The 18,078-nt window shown below is 26.7% G+C and carries 17 protein-coding genes; 3 read left to right on the top strand and 14 right to left on the bottom strand.

Annotated elements, in window-relative coordinates:
* Positions 1-133: 133 nt before the first annotated feature.
* The 5 genes from LQE93_RS10040 to LQE93_RS10020 all read right to left on the bottom strand — a co-directional run bounded on the left by LQE93_RS10040 (position 134) and on the right by LQE93_RS10020 (position 6,857).
* Positions 134-1,924, bottom strand: a complete 1,791-nt coding sequence (locus tag LQE93_RS10040; RefSeq protein ID WP_231073409.1) for a glycerophosphodiester phosphodiesterase — start codon at positions 1,922-1,924, stop codon at positions 134-136.
* A gap of 220 nt (positions 1,925-2,144) precedes the next feature.
* Positions 2,145-3,047 (bottom strand): GNAT family N-acetyltransferase, encoded by a 903-nt coding sequence (locus LQE93_RS10035; protein ID WP_231073407.1) that lies wholly within the window; start codon positions 3,045-3,047, stop codon positions 2,145-2,147.
* A 66-nt stretch (positions 3,048-3,113) separates the two neighbouring features.
* A complete protein-coding gene (hisS, locus tag LQE93_RS10030; RefSeq protein WP_231073394.1) occupies positions 3,114-4,418 on the bottom strand; it encodes a histidine--tRNA ligase in 1,305 nt (434 codons plus the stop codon).
* 333 nt (positions 4,419-4,751) lie between these two features.
* Positions 4,752-6,131, bottom strand: coding sequence for a sensor histidine kinase (locus LQE93_RS10025; protein WP_231073392.1), 1,380 nt, complete (start codon positions 6,129-6,131; stop codon positions 4,752-4,754).
* Positions 6,132-6,134: 3 nt separating this feature from the next.
* Positions 6,135-6,857, bottom strand: a complete 723-nt coding sequence (locus LQE93_RS10020; RefSeq protein ID WP_055266358.1) for a response regulator transcription factor — start codon at positions 6,855-6,857, stop codon at positions 6,135-6,137.
* A gap of 186 nt (positions 6,858-7,043) precedes the next feature.
* Here LQE93_RS10020 and LQE93_RS10015 point away from each other — a divergent pair, with 186 nt between their 5' ends.
* Positions 7,044-7,709: a hypothetical protein gene (locus LQE93_RS10015; protein WP_231073383.1), complete on the top strand. Its 666-nt coding sequence runs from the start codon at positions 7,044-7,046 to the stop codon at positions 7,707-7,709.
* Positions 7,710-7,763: 54 nt separating this feature from the next.
* Here LQE93_RS10015 and LQE93_RS10010 read toward each other — a convergent pair whose 3' ends face one another.
* The 9 genes from LQE93_RS10010 to LQE93_RS09970 all read right to left on the bottom strand — a co-directional run bounded on the left by LQE93_RS10010 (position 7,764) and on the right by LQE93_RS09970 (position 16,157).
* A complete protein-coding gene (locus LQE93_RS10010) occupies positions 7,764-8,342 on the bottom strand; it encodes a 50S ribosomal protein L25 (protein WP_231073379.1) in 579 nt (192 codons plus the stop codon).
* Between the two features lie 200 nt (positions 8,343-8,542).
* Positions 8,543-9,241, bottom strand: a complete 699-nt coding sequence (locus tag LQE93_RS10005; protein ID WP_231073378.1) for a LiaF transmembrane domain-containing protein — start codon at positions 9,239-9,241, stop codon at positions 8,543-8,545.
* 1 nt (position 9,242) lies between these two features.
* Entirely contained in the window at positions 9,243-9,698 is a 456-nt protein-coding gene (locus LQE93_RS10000; RefSeq protein WP_186838427.1) for a LytTR family DNA-binding domain-containing protein, read from the bottom strand.
* 135 nt (positions 9,699-9,833) lie between these two features.
* On the bottom strand, positions 9,834-10,562 hold the full coding sequence (locus LQE93_RS09995; RefSeq protein ID WP_055267793.1) for a MurR/RpiR family transcriptional regulator: 729 nt from the start codon (positions 10,560-10,562) through the stop codon (positions 9,834-9,836).
* 189 nt (positions 10,563-10,751) lie between these two features.
* The gene (locus tag LQE93_RS09990) at positions 10,752-11,645 is read right to left on the bottom strand and encodes an ROK family protein (protein WP_231073376.1); all 894 of its coding nucleotides are present in this window, start codon (positions 11,643-11,645) and stop codon (positions 10,752-10,754) included.
* Between the two features lie 194 nt (positions 11,646-11,839).
* Complete coding sequence (locus tag LQE93_RS09985) at positions 11,840-12,439, bottom strand: RDD family protein (protein WP_231073375.1); 600 nt, start codon at positions 12,437-12,439, stop codon at positions 11,840-11,842.
* Positions 12,440-12,472: 33 nt separating this feature from the next.
* Positions 12,473-13,885 carry a 6-phospho-beta-glucosidase gene (locus LQE93_RS09980; protein ID WP_055267799.1) on the bottom strand — a complete coding sequence of 471 codons (1,413 nt, stop codon included), beginning with the start codon at positions 13,883-13,885 and terminating at the stop codon, positions 12,473-12,475.
* The gene (locus tag LQE93_RS09975; protein WP_207642912.1) at positions 13,885-15,231 is read right to left on the bottom strand and encodes a PTS sugar transporter subunit IIC; all 1,347 of its coding nucleotides are present in this window, start codon (positions 15,229-15,231) and stop codon (positions 13,885-13,887) included. The genes LQE93_RS09980 and LQE93_RS09975 overlap by 1 nt, the downstream gene beginning before the upstream one ends.
* A gap of 212 nt (positions 15,232-15,443) precedes the next feature.
* Positions 15,444-16,157, bottom strand: a complete 714-nt coding sequence (locus tag LQE93_RS09970) for a MurR/RpiR family transcriptional regulator (protein ID WP_186838423.1) — start codon at positions 16,155-16,157, stop codon at positions 15,444-15,446.
* 300 nt (positions 16,158-16,457) lie between these two features.
* On the opposite strand from LQE93_RS09970, the gene LQE93_RS09965 reads away from it, so the two are divergent.
* Both LQE93_RS09965 and LQE93_RS09960 read left to right on the top strand, forming a co-directional pair.
* Positions 16,458-17,084: a biliverdin-producing heme oxygenase gene (locus LQE93_RS09965; protein ID WP_055267803.1), complete on the top strand. Its 627-nt coding sequence runs from the start codon at positions 16,458-16,460 to the stop codon at positions 17,082-17,084.
* A gap of 138 nt (positions 17,085-17,222) precedes the next feature.
* Positions 17,223-17,873 carry a glycosyltransferase gene (locus LQE93_RS09960; protein ID WP_231073373.1) on the top strand — a complete coding sequence of 217 codons (651 nt, stop codon included), beginning with the start codon at positions 17,223-17,225 and terminating at the stop codon, positions 17,871-17,873.
* Positions 17,874-18,078 lie beyond the last annotated feature (205 nt).

Genomic DNA, 18,078 nt, shown 5'->3' with positions numbered 1-18,078 from the left:
TTAATCTAATTCTTAATGAATTTCCTCTAATATAATTTTATAACCTAGCATCATCTACATAATATGGTAATGGTTTATTTTCAATTCATTTAATCACTTAATATTTATATAAAAAATTTTATTTACTTTATAATCAAAATAAATAATCAGCTATAACCTTTATAAAGTCATTTTTCTTTGAGTATAAAGTATCATTAAGTAAAAATGGATTATCTGTAATTATACTATCTACATTTAAATCAATCATTTTGCTCATCATGTCTTGGTCATTTACAGTCCATACAAATATTTGTTTTCCTTTATCATGAATATTCTTTATTAAACCCTTAGTTATAAAAGTTGATTCAATACCATATATATCAACATATTCAAACGTATATATATCTCCATATGCAAGAGCCGTTAAATAGCAAGTAAGGAAATTAGAATCTATCTCTTTTACCTTTTTTAATACTTCCTTATCCATAGAAGCTATTACACATTGGTTTTCGGCTCTATTTTTTTTAATAACACTTATAACCTTGTCTATTATATCTGGACTTTCATGGCCATTAAGTTTTATTTCTATTAATAACTTGCATCTACCTCTTACGTATTTTATTGCCTCATCAAGTGTAGGTATCTTGGCTCCTGTATAACATAGATTCATATAGTTCCCTGCATCATAATTTTTCACTTCTTCATAATCAACTTCCCAAACATTTTTATCTACCCCTGTAGTCCTCTTAAAGTTTGAATCATGAATAAGTATTAGTTCTCCATCCTTAGTTTCCTGAACATCAGTCTCTATGTACTCAACTTGAGCAAGTATAGCCTCTTTAAATGCAGCTAATGTATTTTCTGGTGCTGATACATTACCACCTCTATGAGCTGTAGCTGTAGTATTATAAAATAATTCTATATTCAATAAAGTATTACTATTTATTGAAAGCGCCATTGATTCAATAGGTATGAGGATAACTATTAATAGTACTGTTATAATCTTTTTTATACTTGATATCTTAATCTTATTATATTTATTATTATAAAATCCAAAATTTTTATAGTTATAATAAATTGCTGATATAAAAGCAAGATTAAGTATGAAACTAGAAATTGATGCGATTAACATCGAATAATCTTTAAATAATATAGCTTTAGCAATAAATATTTCCTTTAAATCAATACCTATTCCATAATACTTAATTACTATAGCCATTAATATTATCAATAAATAATAAATTCCATAACCTATAAGGCTAAAAACTATAAAAGTTCCAACTGAATATAAAAATATTTTTATAGTTTTCCCTTTTGTTATTCTATTACTTTCATTTTTTGCTTCTTTAAAACTACTTCTATTTAAAGTTATTTCATGTATACTAAAAATCCATCGAATAACAATCATATATAAAATAATCATCAATCCCATATATACTATATTTAAAAATTTATTAGACTTTATAAAATCTAGTATATACTCTGGTAACTTCAACTCTCCAATAAATCCTGATGTTAATGTTAAATTTGTTAATGGAATTATTAATAAAATAAATATCATTAATAAGTAATTTTTAATGTTTAATATTCTTACTGATTTTTGTAATCCTAGTTTAATAAGTTTAAATATCCCTATCTTTTCATATCTTATAGATTTATCAAAACAAATAATTGTAGCTGTAAATTCAAAAAAGACATAAAAACCAAAAATGAGTAACAACAAGATTAATAAAAATATTGAAATAGGATTTGTTAATATCTTAAATACATTATCTGTACTTAGATAAATCATTCCTGAATTGTGCATTGCACTTTCAAATATATATTTTATAATAGGTAGTACCAAAATTAATGCAATACCTTTATGGAACAATTCAAATAATATTAAGGTTCCTAAATTATATCTGAGTAATAATATAAAATTTTCAATTATTCCTTTTCTCATAAATATTTCCTCAATATCTTATCTTTATTATTTATACTTCCCATTTTCTTACTACCTATATATGTTAACTGAAAATTAATTAATTTCAAACATTACTTTTAAAATCATTTATTAAAATATTATTGCACTTTTTAATACTTGCTAACATTTATGTATAAAAAAATAGTAGGTCTATTATAAAATATTATCATAATAAATCTACTATTTGTCATTTTTTTAATTAAGCATGTGATAATACTGGGAACATGATATTGTTAAATTCTAAAGGATTATCCTTATCTTTCATTACAAATAATGTAGTATCTTCTTCTTTTAATATCTTTTCATCATATAACACAGTATTAAATGGTGTAAAACCTAATACTACTTTCTTCGTATTCTTATTTACAATCTTATTAATTATGCTCTCCAAATCAATATTTTTAGTTCCAAACACCTCTAATATATATATTATCTCATCACTTTTTTCTGCAATTACTATGGCATCATAATCCTCTACATAATAAATATTTTCTTTCATAAAAGAATTACAGTAAAACATAACTAAATTCTTATTATTCAGAACTGCAAACTGTGAAAATAATACTGTATTTTCAATTATGTTTTTAAATATCTCCTTATCATTACTATCTTCCATATTTATCTTTCTAACACGGCTTTCTTCGTCTATAGTGAAGCAACCTATTGAGTATTCATACTCATAAGCTTCTATAAAATTAAACTTAGGATAAAAATTAATAGCGCTATCATTAGCAAATAGATAAATTAAATCACATTTATCCTTCCATTCTTCAATCACAGTCTCCATTAAATATCTAGCAAGTCCTTTATTTCTATATCTTTCATCTGTCATAACAGTACCAATTTGTATATAGATTTTCTTTTCTCCTTTAAAATCAAACTCCATAATGCTTACGGATACATTTGATACTACTTCACCATTATCTATTAATGAATATGTTATATAAGAATCTCCCCAATAACCTTCTTGATACCATTGTTCAAAATCAATACCAAATGTTCTATTAGCTAATTCATTAAAGCTTTTTCTTAAACGCTCATTTTCTTTGTAGTTTTTTTCATATATATATTTTTTTCCTTTTACCTCCACATAATTACTCATAGCCCAATCCCCCTATTAAAAACATCTATATATCTATTATCTTACTTTTTATTTATACTTTAAAATTTAACCTGATATTAATAAATTATAATTAATTATAATATCATCCCCACTTTTCATATTCTTTACTTTTACTTTATTATTTGCTATTTCTTCTTCTCCAATTAATATTACATTTTCAACACCAATTTTATTAGCATAATTCATCTTTTTCTTTAATGAATCATCTTCGAAATATATACTTACACCATAACCTTTTGATTGTAGATACTGTAATACTTTTCCGCAATACTCCATCGTATCTCCTATTGGAATTATTAAATACTCTAGTTTATTTTCAATTTTATATTTATCTATAAATCCAATTTCCTTTAATACAAAAAACAATCTAGTTAGCCCTATTGATATCCCTACTCCTGGCAATATATTTGCTGTATAATTTTCTGCTAAGTTATCATACCTTCCTCCTGAACATATAGATCCATATCCTTCATTCCCTAATAATATAGTTTCAAATACAGTTCCTGTATAATAATCCAATCCTCTTATAATCTTTAAATTTATTTCAAAATTTTCTTTATCTACTCCTAATATTTCTAATAGTGATTTAACCTTTTTTAATTCTTCAACTCCCTCATTGTAATATTCATTTTTTATATCAAGCTTTGAAAGTCCTTCTAATTTTTCATCATTTGATCCATCAAGTTTTAATATTTTATTTAAATACTCACTTTTTTCAATTCCTATAAGATTTTTAAGTTCACTAATAAATACCTCTTCACCTATCTTGTCTATTTTATCGATTAATATCATTACATCAGCTTGATTATCTATTTCTAATTCAGTTAATATTCCCTTTAATACTTTTCTATTACTTATTTGAAATCTATAATTAGATAAACCTATTTCCTTAAAGGCTTTATCTGCTAAGTTTATAACCCATGCATCATTATTTATACTTAATTTTTCTTTCCCAATAACATCAATATCACATTGATAGAATTCCCTATATCTACCTTTTTGATTTCTTTCACCTCTATAAACCTTTCCTATTTGATATCTTTTAAAAGGAAAAACCAAATCATTATAATATTGAGCTACATATCTAGCAAATGGGACAGTCAAATCAAATCTTAAAGCTAAATTGTTTTTTCCCTTTTGAAAACTATAAACTTGCTTTTCTGTCTCTCCACCTGATTTGGCAAGAAGCACGTCAGCCTTCTCAATTATTGGTGTATCTATAGCTAGGCATCCATTCATCTCATATACCTTTGATATTTTACTTACTATATCATTAAAAATTTCTTGTTCCCTTGGTAATAACTCCATAAATCCTGGTAATATGCTTGGTTTAATTATATTCTTTTTCATTTTATTCACTCCTAAAATAATTTATTTTTATATAATAAAAAGCCATGCAGGCATATATCCTACATGGCTTACAATAAATTATGATTACACTTAATTTATCATTACCAGAGATACAAGCCTAACAGCGATAGACTTGTATCCGTTTATTAAACAGACCAAGTCTCTAGTAATGATGATGTATTAAATTTGTTTTAATAACACTAAGTGTATTCATAATATTCCTCCAAAATTTTCTTTTCTACATTATATATTATAGTTATATAAAAAGCAATTATCAGATATTCATATTTAAGTAATATTTAATGGTTATACCTTAAAATTATTTACTTCTTTCTAAAATAATATCTCTATTTTGAGTCCTTCTCCTAATTTTCCTATAGCCTTAATTTCTGCACCATGAGCTTTAATTATATCATGAGCAATAGCCATTCCTAAACCTGAACCTTCTACCTTTTTACTTGTATTTGTTCCTCTATAATATCTTTTAAAAATATTATTTAATTCATCTTCAGATACACCTTTACCATTATCTTCTATGGATATATAAACATTACCACTATCTAGCTTTTGAATATCTATCTTTACCTTTACATCATTGCTATTATGAATAAAAGCATTAGTTATAAGATTTATAAATACTCTCTTTATTAATCCTTCATCTAATTCCAGCATTATCTCTTCATCAGAATAATTAAACCCTATATTACTATCGTTATATTTTTCATCATTTATAATATCAATTAATACATGTCTTACTAAAGATACAATATTTATTTTACTCTTATTTAAAACTATAGTATTATTTTTTAACCTAGTTGATAAATTCAAATCTTCTATCAATGTTTTAATATACTGACTTTTATTTATTATTGTCGTACAACATTTCTCTCTTATTCTATCATCTATTTCATATTCTGTGTCTGCCATTATTTCAGCATTTCCTATAATTGATGTAAGAGGGGTTTTTATATCATGAGAAATGTTAGAAATCCATTCCTCTCTCATTTCATCAAGTTTTTCTCTTTCCTTTTCATTAAAGGTTAATATTCCTGCTAGCTGACTTAAACACTTTTCAACATCATAATATATTCCCTTCTGTGGTGTATCTATTTTATATCCACCTTTAGATAGCTTCGATATTTTATTTACTATTCTATTTATAGGCTTTGTTATTCTTAAGGTGTATAAAAAGCTTATTCCCAAGATTAAAAATACATTTAATAAAATTAATATAGGAAACATATGAGCTTCGTCTACCAACTTAACATCATAAGAATAAGTTATTCGCTTAACCCTAGAAGGATCTAAAAATAATAAGTAAGTATATATTTCTCCTTCTAGTTCTTTCTCATCTAAAAACAAAGTAACATCCTCATTATTATATGTTTCTAATAGTTGTACATTTGAATAATTACTATGAGCTATTTCAGGTTTATTATAACTAAATACCTCTCTATTATTTTTGTCTAAAATCTGAATTCCTGAGTTCTCTTCTATCAATTTATTTATTCCATCATTTGAAACCTCTATATTTCCATCTTCCGAATAAACTATATAATCCTTAAAAGCTGAAATCATCTCCTCAGGATGATAATTATATAATCCACCTTTTTTATAAATATTAATTCCCATAAAAGTAATATTTACAAAGGCTATAAATACACAAGCTAAAATGATGTACACAGAATAATGAATTATAAGCTTTCCTCTCATATATTATTCACCTTTCATAACTAGCTTATATCCTAAGCCAATTACAGTTATTAAATATTTAGGTTTAGATGGGTTATCTTCTATCTTTTTTCTAAGTCTTCTTATATGAACTGTAATTGTATTATCGTATCCAAAGAAATCTTCACCCCATACCTCATTGCATATGGTTTCTTTGCTTAAAATTCTATTTGGATGATTCACAAGATAAATTAACAATTTTAATTCCTTTGCTGTAAGCTCGAGAAGCTTTCCACTTTTATATACTTCTCCAGTTTCCTCATTTATTTCTATATCACCAAATTTAATTATCTTATTTTCTTTAATATTTTTATTTGTAACTACATTATCAAAAGTTTTTAATCTAGCTTTTAATCTAAAAGCTACCTCTTTTGCGCTAAAAGGTTTAGTTATATAATCATCTGCACCTATAGCGAAGCCTAAAAGTCTATCCACCTCTTCCGTCTTTGCTGATATAAATAATATTGGAATCTGACTATCTTTTCTAAGTTCATTAAAAACATCGTATCCACTTATGTCTGGTAACATAATATCTAGTAATACTATATCTGGATTAACTTTTTTAAATAACTCTATTCCATCTGTTCCATTATTAGCTATGTAAATATTACTAAAACCCTCACGTTTTAATACTGTATCTAAAATATCAGTAATATCTTCTTCATCATCTATTATTAAAACTTTAAACTTCTCAAAAATATTATTCATCAATATCACTCCTTTTATTTTCTAGATTATATCATATAAACTTTTCTCTTCTCGTAAAACCAATTTATTTAAGATGGATTTAAGATACAGTTTATATTAAATAAATATGTCTATAATAAACTAATATCAGACGCCGGTACTTAACTGACAATCAAAATAAAAGGACTAATTAAGGAGAATAAAATTATGCAAGCAATTATGGAACCAATTTTTCATGTAGTTTATTTAACTACCGTTATCTCTTTAGGAATAATAATGATAAGAAAATCAAAAGATAATAAATACTTTAAAATGTTCGGTTTTATGTCATTAATATTAGGATTAGGTGATTCATTCCACCTTATACCAAGAATTTATGCTTTACTAACTACAGGGTTAGAAAACAATGCACCTGCTTTAGGCTTCGGAAAACTAGTTACATCAATTACTATGACAATATTTTATTTAATACTTTATAAGATTTGGAAAATAAGATTTGATATTAAAAATTCAAAATTATTAGATATAACAATGTATGCATTATCTGCTATAAGAATAATACTTTGCTTATTCCCTCAAAATGAATGGTTTATAAATAATCCACCTTTAAGCTGGGGTATATATAGAAATATTCCATTTGCAATTATGGGAATTATTATGATTTATCTTTTATATAGCTATGGAGCTAAAAATAATGATAGAGATTATAAAAACCTTGGTATAGCTGTGTTCTTATCATTTGCCTTCTATGCACCAGTTGTTCTTTGGGCTTCTGAAAACTTCTTTGTTGGAATGCTTATGGTACCAAAAACATTAGCATATGTTTGGGTTGTTTTAATAGGGTATAAAGAATTTAAAAAAGCTATAAAATAATTGTAAAAAATAAGTTAGAGCTATCAAATATAAATTCAATAGCTCTAACTTATTTTATTCTACTGTAGTAGTATTATTGTCATCTGAATCACTCTCATAAATAATACTATCAATTTTAGCTATTTCTAAGTCTTCATTTTCATCTACTACTACGTCTTTAGGAATTGGTAAATCTCTAATATAAATTCTATTACCAGCTTGTAGATTAGATACATTTACCTCTATATGTGGTGGAAATTTATTTGGTTCCCCTTGTAATTCTACTTCTGATACAAAAGTCTCTAGCAATAAACTCTTAGCTGCTAATGCATCTTGTCCTACAAAAGTAATTGGTATACCTAACTTTACTACTTCCCCTTTTCTTATTGTTTGAAAATCTATATGAGCAACTTTCCCATATATATCTTTTTGAGTTTCTTTAACTATACATGTTTTTATATCTCCATTTAAATTTAGAGATATTATTGAATTTTTAGGATAACCTAATAATCTATACATCTCTTTTTTTGTCATCTTTGCAGATATAGCTTTATGTGTTTCATCTCCATAAATAACACATGGAATTTCTCCTCTTTTTCTTACTTTGTTTCCTTTTTCAGCTCTTTCGTAAACATTAAATAATAAATCATCCATCATATAATCCTTCTTTCAAATATTAAATATGGTATTTATCATATTTTCGATTTCTAAAATATTTTATTAATTAATTGCGTCTAATATTACTCTAATTTATATCTAACGTTTATCCTTTTACTTAATAATCTATTACGTATATTTAAAATTAAAAATATTAAAAAAGAAAAACGACAATAAATATTGTCGCCTTTAATAAATTAAATATAGAAAATTTCTACTCCTGCAAAACTTATACCACCTATTAAAGTTAATGTATTAGTTTTGACTGCATCTATTCTATTTTTCTCTTCAACAGCTCCAAAAGAAGCACTTGTGTTATTTATAACATTCCATCCTCTTGGTATATATAGTTGCATTCCAGCAAAAGATACATCAATCTTAACCACTGCATTTTCTTTTTCCATTATAGCATTATCAAAATATACATTCATACTTCCAAAGGAACACTTAAGATTAGCATATTCAAATTTATCTGTATTTATATACTTTATACTACTCCCAAATGATGTTTCTAACTTTATATGTCCTTCATCTTCTATATCAATAGTCTCTGTTGCGTTTCCATCCCATTTATAATTAGCTTTATCCCATTTAGGTCTTTTATTAAAAATTAATGATAATCCTATACTTCCAAGTAAAGCTACAAATAAAATTGTCCATGGAGTAATAGCCGTAATTCCAAGCTTGTCATCATATATTATTCCTATAAAAGCTAATGGAAATAATATACCTGGAAAACTAAGCTTTATAATACTCTTTATAATTATTGCTACCAATAAAATTGTAAATAGTAAACTAAAAATATTTATATCTGAAAAATATCCTAATTTGCTTACAAGCAAAAATACTGCTCCAAGTAAAAGAAATACCCCCCAGAATATTCTATCGCTCTTCATCCTATCTCCTCTTTTCTAATAATTTAAATTGTAATACTTTATAATAATGTCTTGATACGAATACTTTTTTATGTGTGTTTTGAAATTCCACTATACTTGCAGATGTTATATTTCTTGTTATTGAGTAAATATGATTAGTATTTAGAATTGTTGATTTAGAAACTCTTAAAAAATTATTTGGTAAAATCTCTTCCAATTCATAAAGTTTATACTTTACTGAATACACATCATTAATGGTATGTGCACTTATACTACTTTCTTCAGTTTCAAAAAATAAAATTTCATCTAAAGAAATATAATATTCTGTATTTCCCTTATAAAAGATTATTTGCTTACTTTGTGATAATATTTCAGCTAATAACTTCTGTATATTCTTAACCTCATCATTTAATTCACTACATCTGACGATAATTTCATTTTCTTCAATTCTATCATCAACTTCAATTCGTATTCTCATCTCTTCACTCTCCACACTATTAATTATATTCTCCTTAAAATTTCCTGTAAACTGGAATTAGGTAAGTGGTTAATTATTAGATGTAAGAGGTTAGTTTTTTTAATTAACTGCATATTTTATCTATTGATAGTGCAATTATAACTTTATTAAATTTTGAACTTCATCACTTATACTTTCGATAATATGTATTACTGGAACTTGAGTTGCTGAATTATGAAAGTATTTATCTCTACTATTTGGTACGTAATACCCTATACTATAATCTGCTAAACTTGCAGCTGTAGACATCTCGCTATTGCTAATAACTACAATCTTTATATCTCTAGTCTTTAAATTCAATATAGCCTTATTAACTTCTTCAGTTTCACCTGATACAGTCAAAATAATTGCTAATGTTTTTGAATCGTAAATATTTTCTACACGCCAGCTCATATCATCAACAAATGCTGTTCTAAAGCCCTTACGATTTAATAATAATGCTCCATATTTAGCTATTGCTGAAGATAAGCCTAATCCTAAAAATAATACTTCGTTACTGTTTACTATAGCATTTGCAACCTTCTTTATCTCTAATATTGAATTTTCAGTAGTCGACCTCTGAAAATAATCTAATAGGTAATTTAACTTTTCATCTTTTACTTTTCTATTATTTTCTTCATTGTATCTTAAATGTAGTTTATATTCACTAAATCCATCAAAGCCTAACTTTTTACATACTCTTGTAATCATTGAAGCTGATACATGCAATTCATCTGCTACCTCTTTTAACCTTAAATCTTTAACTTTATTCTTATCCTTATTTAAATGTACATAAATAGAATATTCTAATTCATTAAGTGACTTTACCTTTTCCAAAAGATTCATACTTATTTCATCCCCTACATACTTAAATTTATACTTATGTAAAATACGCTCTAATTTAACATACTCATTTTACCAAATTATAATTAAAATACATAATATATTATTTTAAATGAAGTATTTTCCTGTAGTTGATTAATAAAATAAATAGCTATACAAAGATTGATAAAAATCTTCATATAGCTATTTATATTATTTATATACTTTTTTATAGTTTGCTAAAGCTCCAATTAAGTTAGAATCATTAAAGAATTTACAATTTACTATTTGTACTCTAGGAATTGGAATAGGCATTTTTGAATAAACCTTTTCTAATGATTTATTTATATACTCCATAAGAATTGGCTGTCTACTTATTCCACCACCGATAGCAATTTTTTCTGGATCTACAGTAGCTTGGATATTCCATAGTCCCATTGCTACTATATCACAATAATCACTTAGAGCTTTTAAAGCAGCTTTATCACCATTATTACAGAATTCAAATGCCTTAATTCCATCTAACTCTTCAGCCTTTAACCCTTTCGCTTGCGCAATCATAGAGACTAATGTAAATGCACTATTTTCAACCGCCCATTTACTATTAAACCCTTCATAATCTCTCCAATTAGTTGAAAAATAGCTGAACTCTCCAGCAAACCCATTACTTCCAGTTAAAACATTATCCCCAATGGTAACTCCACCACCGATTCCAGTACCAATGATACATACAGCACCTACACTTGTCCCTTTTAAGCTTCCGTAAGTTACTTCACATAATGCAGCACATTTTGCATCATTTTCTATTGTAAACCTATCTGTAGTTACAGATTTTAGCTCACTTAATATATCTACACCAAAGTTATATTCTAGTGCACCAGGAATTTGCATCCTATTAGTTTTTCTATTTATTAATCCAGGTAAAGACATTGCTATCCCATCAATCTGTCCCTTATATTTTTCATAAATTCCCTTTATGACTTGCTTAAAATTTTCTAATGAATCTAATGGAGTTTTTTCACTTCCTTTTTCTAACATTTTTAATTCGTCATTCATTAGAGAATACTTTATAGCACTACCTCCAACATCAAATACTAAATACTTCATACCCTAATCCTCTCCCAATTATATTTTCATTATTATATTTATGTTTCCTATTATAAAATTAGACAAAACAATCTATTCAATAATCAATATTTACATATAATTTTTACTTTATTATTAATTTAAAGACCCTGAAAAGAATATAAATCAGACGTTAAACTTAACCCCTGATTTATATATTTTGTATTTTTAAATTTTTATGCTATGCTCAATTCTGGTGAATTTTCAGTTACAACTCTAGTATTTATTATAATGTCGTGCAAAGCTCTTCTTGACTTAAACATTATAACTAGTAGTGCTGAAAAGACTGTTATAACTATACCTATAGTATTATATATACTTACAATATTTGCTCCAGTAACTTCATTAATTACTTGATGTAACATATTACTTGAAGTATAAAGACTTCCTTCTAATAAAAGAATAATAACAAATTGTCTAATAAATAATTGCTTTTTTGAAGCTTGAGTATAATCATTATTTACTATTCTTAACTTCATTATTTTCTTTCCTAATGTTTGTCCATTATTTATAAACATAGGTACATATACATAGTAAAGTGCAGCTACCATGAATGATGCAAGTCCAATTATTATATTTAAAGGATATTCAAATATATTTATGTTTTGCTCTATAATCCCTATATTGCCATTATTCATAGCTGTATAAGTTAAAATAATTGGTAATGAAGTTAGTATTCCACCAATATACCAATCTATCATATATGATATAAATCTTCTGAAAAATCCTACATTATTTGGCTTATCAAATTTTAATTTTAATATTAATTCTTTCATGGTAACTCCTTTGTCAACTTTTCTATCTAAATACTATAGCTCTTCACCATTTGAAGCTATAACATTTTTATACCAATTAAATGATTCCTTTTTAGATCTTCTTAAAGTACCTTCACCTTTATTGTTTTTATCTACATGAATGAACCCATAACGTTTTTCCATCTCACCAGTACCATAAGAAACAACATCTATACATCCCCAAACAGTATATCCAATAACATCAACGCCATCTTCATCTACCGCTTTCTTTAATTGCTCAATATGCTTTCTTAAGTATTCTACACGATAATCATCATGATATTTTCCATCTTCACTTAATTTATCATAAGCACCAAATCCATTTTCAACTATAAATAGAGGTACTTGATATCTTTCATAAAGAACATTTAAAGAGTATCTTAATCCTACTGGATCAATTGGCCAACCCCAATCGCTTGACTTAATGTAAGGATTTTGAACAGCTCCTTTAACCCCAGCCATTATTGTATCTTCACCAGTTTTAGTCGTTGCTGACATATAATATGAGAATCCGATGTAATCTACACATCCATTTCTTAATATTTCATCATCACCTGGTTCCATAACAATATTTAAGTTATTCTTTTCCCAGAACTTTTTAGTATATGATGGATAGTAACCTCTTACCATTACATCTGTGAACATATATCTTTGATGCATTTGCTCTACTGCTTGCATAACATCATCTGGATTACAAGAATAAGGATATACAGGTACACATGCTAGCATACATCCAATTTTAAAGTTAGGATTTATCTTTTTACCTTCAGCAACTGCTAAAGCACTTGCTATAAACTCATGATGAACAACTTGATACATAAGCTCTTCACGATTATCATCTTCCTTAAATCTAACTCCAGAACAAGTATATATACCAAATTCATTTTCAACTGCAGTTTGATTATTTATTTCATTGAATGTCATCCAATATTCAACTTTATCTTTATATCTTTCAAAACATACTTTTGCAAATCTAACAAAGAAATCAATACATTTACGATTTCTAAATCCGCCATATTGCTTTACAAGATTATATGGCATCTCAAAATGAGATAATGTAATAACTGGTTTTATTCCATTTTTTAATAATTCATCAAATAAATCATCATAGAATTTTAACCCTTCTTCATTTGGTTCTAATTCATCTCCATTAGGGAATATTCTTGCCCATGAAATTGAAGTTCTAAAGCACTTGAATCCCATTTCTGCAAATAGTGCAACATCTTCTTTATAATGATGATAAAAATCAATTGCTTCATGGTTAGGGTATATTTCTCCTTCTACGACTCCATCTGTAATTCTTCTATGAATACCATTGCCTCCAACTGTCATTACGTCTGCTATAGATAATCCTTTACCACCAGCATTATATCCGCCTTCTAGTTGGTGTGCAGCAACAGCTCCACCCCATAAGAAATTTTTATCCATTAAACTACTTCCTCCACTTCTAGGTCATCATCTTTTTGTGCAGCTTTTGCACTAACCATTACGAATGGCATATAAATAAGTGTACTTACCCCTAAACATAAAATACCTATTAATAATGATAAGAAGTTATTAGCTCCTGACCCTAAGAAAGGTATTAAGAATCCAGGTGTTGTCCATGCAACACTATATGCTACAGGTGGTATAATTTCAAATACTGCTACACATAAATATCCAATAATATTACATACAACTGGTGCTAATATAAATGGTATTACGTAAATTGGATTCATAACTATTGGTAATCCAAATATAATTGGTTCATTTATATTAAATAACCCTGGAGCAAGTGCCATCTTACTAATTTCATATTGTGCTTTATTTTTTCTACCTACAAGGAATATTGCTAAAATTAATCCTAGTGTTGCACCAGATCCTCCAATATTACCAAATGCATCATTTATTGATCCCCAGTTTACTGGATAAGGAGCTCCCCATGCAGTCCCAGCTGCTACTGTATATTCTAAATTAATAAGACCTTGTTCTGCGAATATAATTGATCTTAATGCACTTAAAGTATTTGGTCCATGGATACCTAAAACCCATAATAATTGTTGAACTACTACAAAGGTTAAGATTGTTCCCATTGAGCTTCCTAAAGATTGTAATGGTGCTTGTATTACATTATAAACTAGTGCTTGTATACCATCTGGTGTAACCTTTAAGAATATGAAGTTAGCTAAACCTGCTAAACCTAAAACCATTATTATAGGTATTAATAAGTTAAATGATTTTGATACAGCTGGTGGAACCATTTCTGGCATCGCAATACGTAATCTTTTATTTTTACTTAATCTAGTTATAAGTTCTCCTACAACTAAACCTACTAATAAAGAAACGAATAATCCTTGTGCTCCAAAGTAAGTAGTGCTTAAACCTGAACCACCATTTACAAATTCTTGAGCAGTTGGATACATTATAAAGTAACATGAAAGAGATGTTATACCTGATAATAACTTATCTCCACCCATGTTTCCAGCTAATTCATAAGCTGTAAGAAACGCTATAATAATTGCAAGGATACTAGTAGTACCATTTATAATAGGAGTAAATATTGCTTGATAATCTGCTAAATTGGGAATTAACTTATCTAAGTGAAGTATACTTGCAACGAATCCATCTGGTGATAATAAAACGTAGTTAATTAATATAACTAATGAACCTCCCATTGTAAGTGGGAATGATAATGTAAATGCATCACGTACAGCAGCAACGTGTCTTTGTCCATTAAGCTTTGTTGCTAATGGAACGAAATACTTTTCCATAAATGCTTGGAATTTTTCCATCATATTTTATTTCAATCCTTTCTTTGATAAAGATTTTAAAATATATTTGGCCAACCAAAATTAATTAATTATTAATTATAACTTGAATCGATTTCAAAAATAATTATATCAATTGTGAATAAAATTTGAATAACTTTGGGAGTTCTATAAAAAGTAATCATCTTATGTTTTTTTGTCAAAAATAAAAAACATAGCGTTTTTTATTTAGCTATGTCTTAATTACTTAATATTCTACTTAAATTTTCAATTATTCCTATAGCAGGCATTTGGGTAGTTATATCTATAAACTCATTATAAACAGACTCAATATAATACGGGATTGTAACATCAGACATTCTAGAAAGGGTACAATTCTCAGTTGTAGCTATTACAATAATCTTACATCCTAGCTTTTTAAACTCCTTGACTTCCCTAATAATTTCTGGTGTTTCTCCAGATACTGATAAAACTATTATAGTAGACCTTGCACCTAAATAACCAACTCTTAGATATGGGTCATTTATAGCTAACGAAAACTTCCCAATACTTGAAAATAACCTTGCTCCATATTGAGCTATAATACCTGAATTCCCTATCCCTATGAATATAACATTATCACTATTTCTTAAAATATTAATGGCGCATTCAAATTTATCTTTATAAAATGTTGAATCAAATTTATCTAAACATTTTATGACTTCCTTAAAATCATACTTATTCTCTTTGCTTTTTTCTTTCTTTTCCTTTACCTTATATGCATATTTAAAACTACTATAATTAGGATATCCTATCTTCTTGATAAAATTTAATATAGTCGTTGTTGATACTGATACTTCATCAGCTACTTCTCTTATTGTCATATAAGGAAATTTATCGCTATTTTTATTTATATAATCATATATTCTCATTTCTTTTTCACTAAAATATTTAATTACCTCAGGTTTTATCATTTTTAACTCCTATCTTCACACATAAGTATATATTTCACTCTAGATATTATGTATATATTTTACCTAATATTTAAATTATTCTAAATATAATTTTTTACTCAGTATTCACGCTTAAAACTTATACTAATTGTTAAGTTATGTAACCCAATAGAAAATACTAAGAATTTAAGAGAAATCACGAGTATATCAGACTATTTTAATCAGAATTAATCTTTTTCATCAGTTATGATATTGATAATTATTATCTAATGATATATATTATCAATTAAATAATAATATAATATACTCGAGGTGATAGAAATGAAATTTATGATGGATATTAAAGAAAAGACTTCACTATTACATAGTGCAGCAGAAAATACAGGATATATAAAAAAATTAATGGATGGAACTGCTTCTGTTGAAGGATATGCTGAATATATCTTTAACTTAGAAAGAATGTATAGAGCAATTGAAGTAGCTTTAGATAAAAATGAAAATAATGAAATAGTTAAACCTTTTGTTACTAAAGAATTATATCGTTCTGAACTTATGAGAAAGGATTTAGAATTCCTTTTAGGTGATAAGCTAGATTCAATGAAACTTCTTGCTTCTACTGAAGCTTGTGTTGCTAAAATTGAAGAGTTATCAGAAAAAAGCCCTGAGCTTGTTGTAGCTTATGCTTATACAAGATTTTTAGCTGACTTATTTGGTGGTAGAACATTCTTATCTCTATTAAGTACAAGCTATAATATATCTGCTGAAGGATTAAACTACTATCGATTCCCTGAAATTACTGATTTAAGAGGATATGTTATGAAATATCACAAAATGTTAGCTGATATTAATCTTACAGAGGAAAAGAAAATTGACTTTATAAATGAAGTAAATAATGCTTATATTTATAACTTAGCAATATCAAATGAATTAGATGCTAAATTAAAATAGTATCCTATTTTATATTATTTGCACCCCTCATTATATATAAGCTCTAATTAAATAAAAAATATATATTAATTATGTATACTTCTATTCAACTTTAAAAAAACTAAAATTGAAATCTAATTATTAAAGGAGTATATATTAATGAAAAAATTATTAATAAACACATTATTTTCACTATTTTTATTATCTTTAATCTTATCACCAACTAAAGTTCAAGCTTTAGAAGATAGAGAATCTAAAGATATACCCTATAATAAAGCTACATGTGAGTTAAGAATGGCAGAAAGGAAACTTTGGATAGACTATGTTTTATGGACTAGAAGCTTTATTGTAAGTGACTTAGACTCACTTGAGGATAAAGGTCCTGTATTAGAAAGACTTCTTAAAAATCAAGATGATATCGGTTCATCAATTAAACCATATTATGGTGAAGAAGCCGGAGATAAACTTGCCACTTTATTGAGAGAACATATAGAACTTGCAGGTCAAGTTGTTGATGCAGCTAAAAACGGAAAGAAAGATGATTTAGAAAAATATAATAAATTATGGTATGAAAATGCTGATCAAATAGCTGACTTTTTAAGTTCTGCTAACCCTAACTACTCAAATCAAACTCTAAAAGATATGCTACATAAGCATCTAGAGTTTGTTACAGCTCAAGCTGTAACTAGATTAAATGGGGATTGGAGCTCAGATATTATTGCATTTGATAAAGGTGAAGATCACATGATTATGTTCGCTGATATACTTGTTGATGGTATAATTAAGCAATTTCCACAAAAATTCAAATAATTAAATATTGAAACATTAACAATTAACTTTTTATGTTTAATATTTATAAATCAAATAAAATTAGAAGGGGCTGTATCAAAAAAAAATTGATATTTGCCGATAAAGAAAAGGAAGTTCGAATTTGAACTTCCTTTTTTGCGCATAGTAATAATATGAAAAACTTCACAAAAAATGTGATTCCTATGCAACAAATAGGATTTGCATT

Source organism: Clostridium sp. NSJ-145 (genome assembly GCF_021044725.1).
GTDB classification, from domain to species: Bacteria; Bacillota; Clostridia; order Clostridiales; family Clostridiaceae; genus Clostridium; species Clostridium disporicum_B.
Note: the sequence above shows the minus strand (reverse complement) of the source record. Positions and strands in the feature narration are given on the sequence as shown.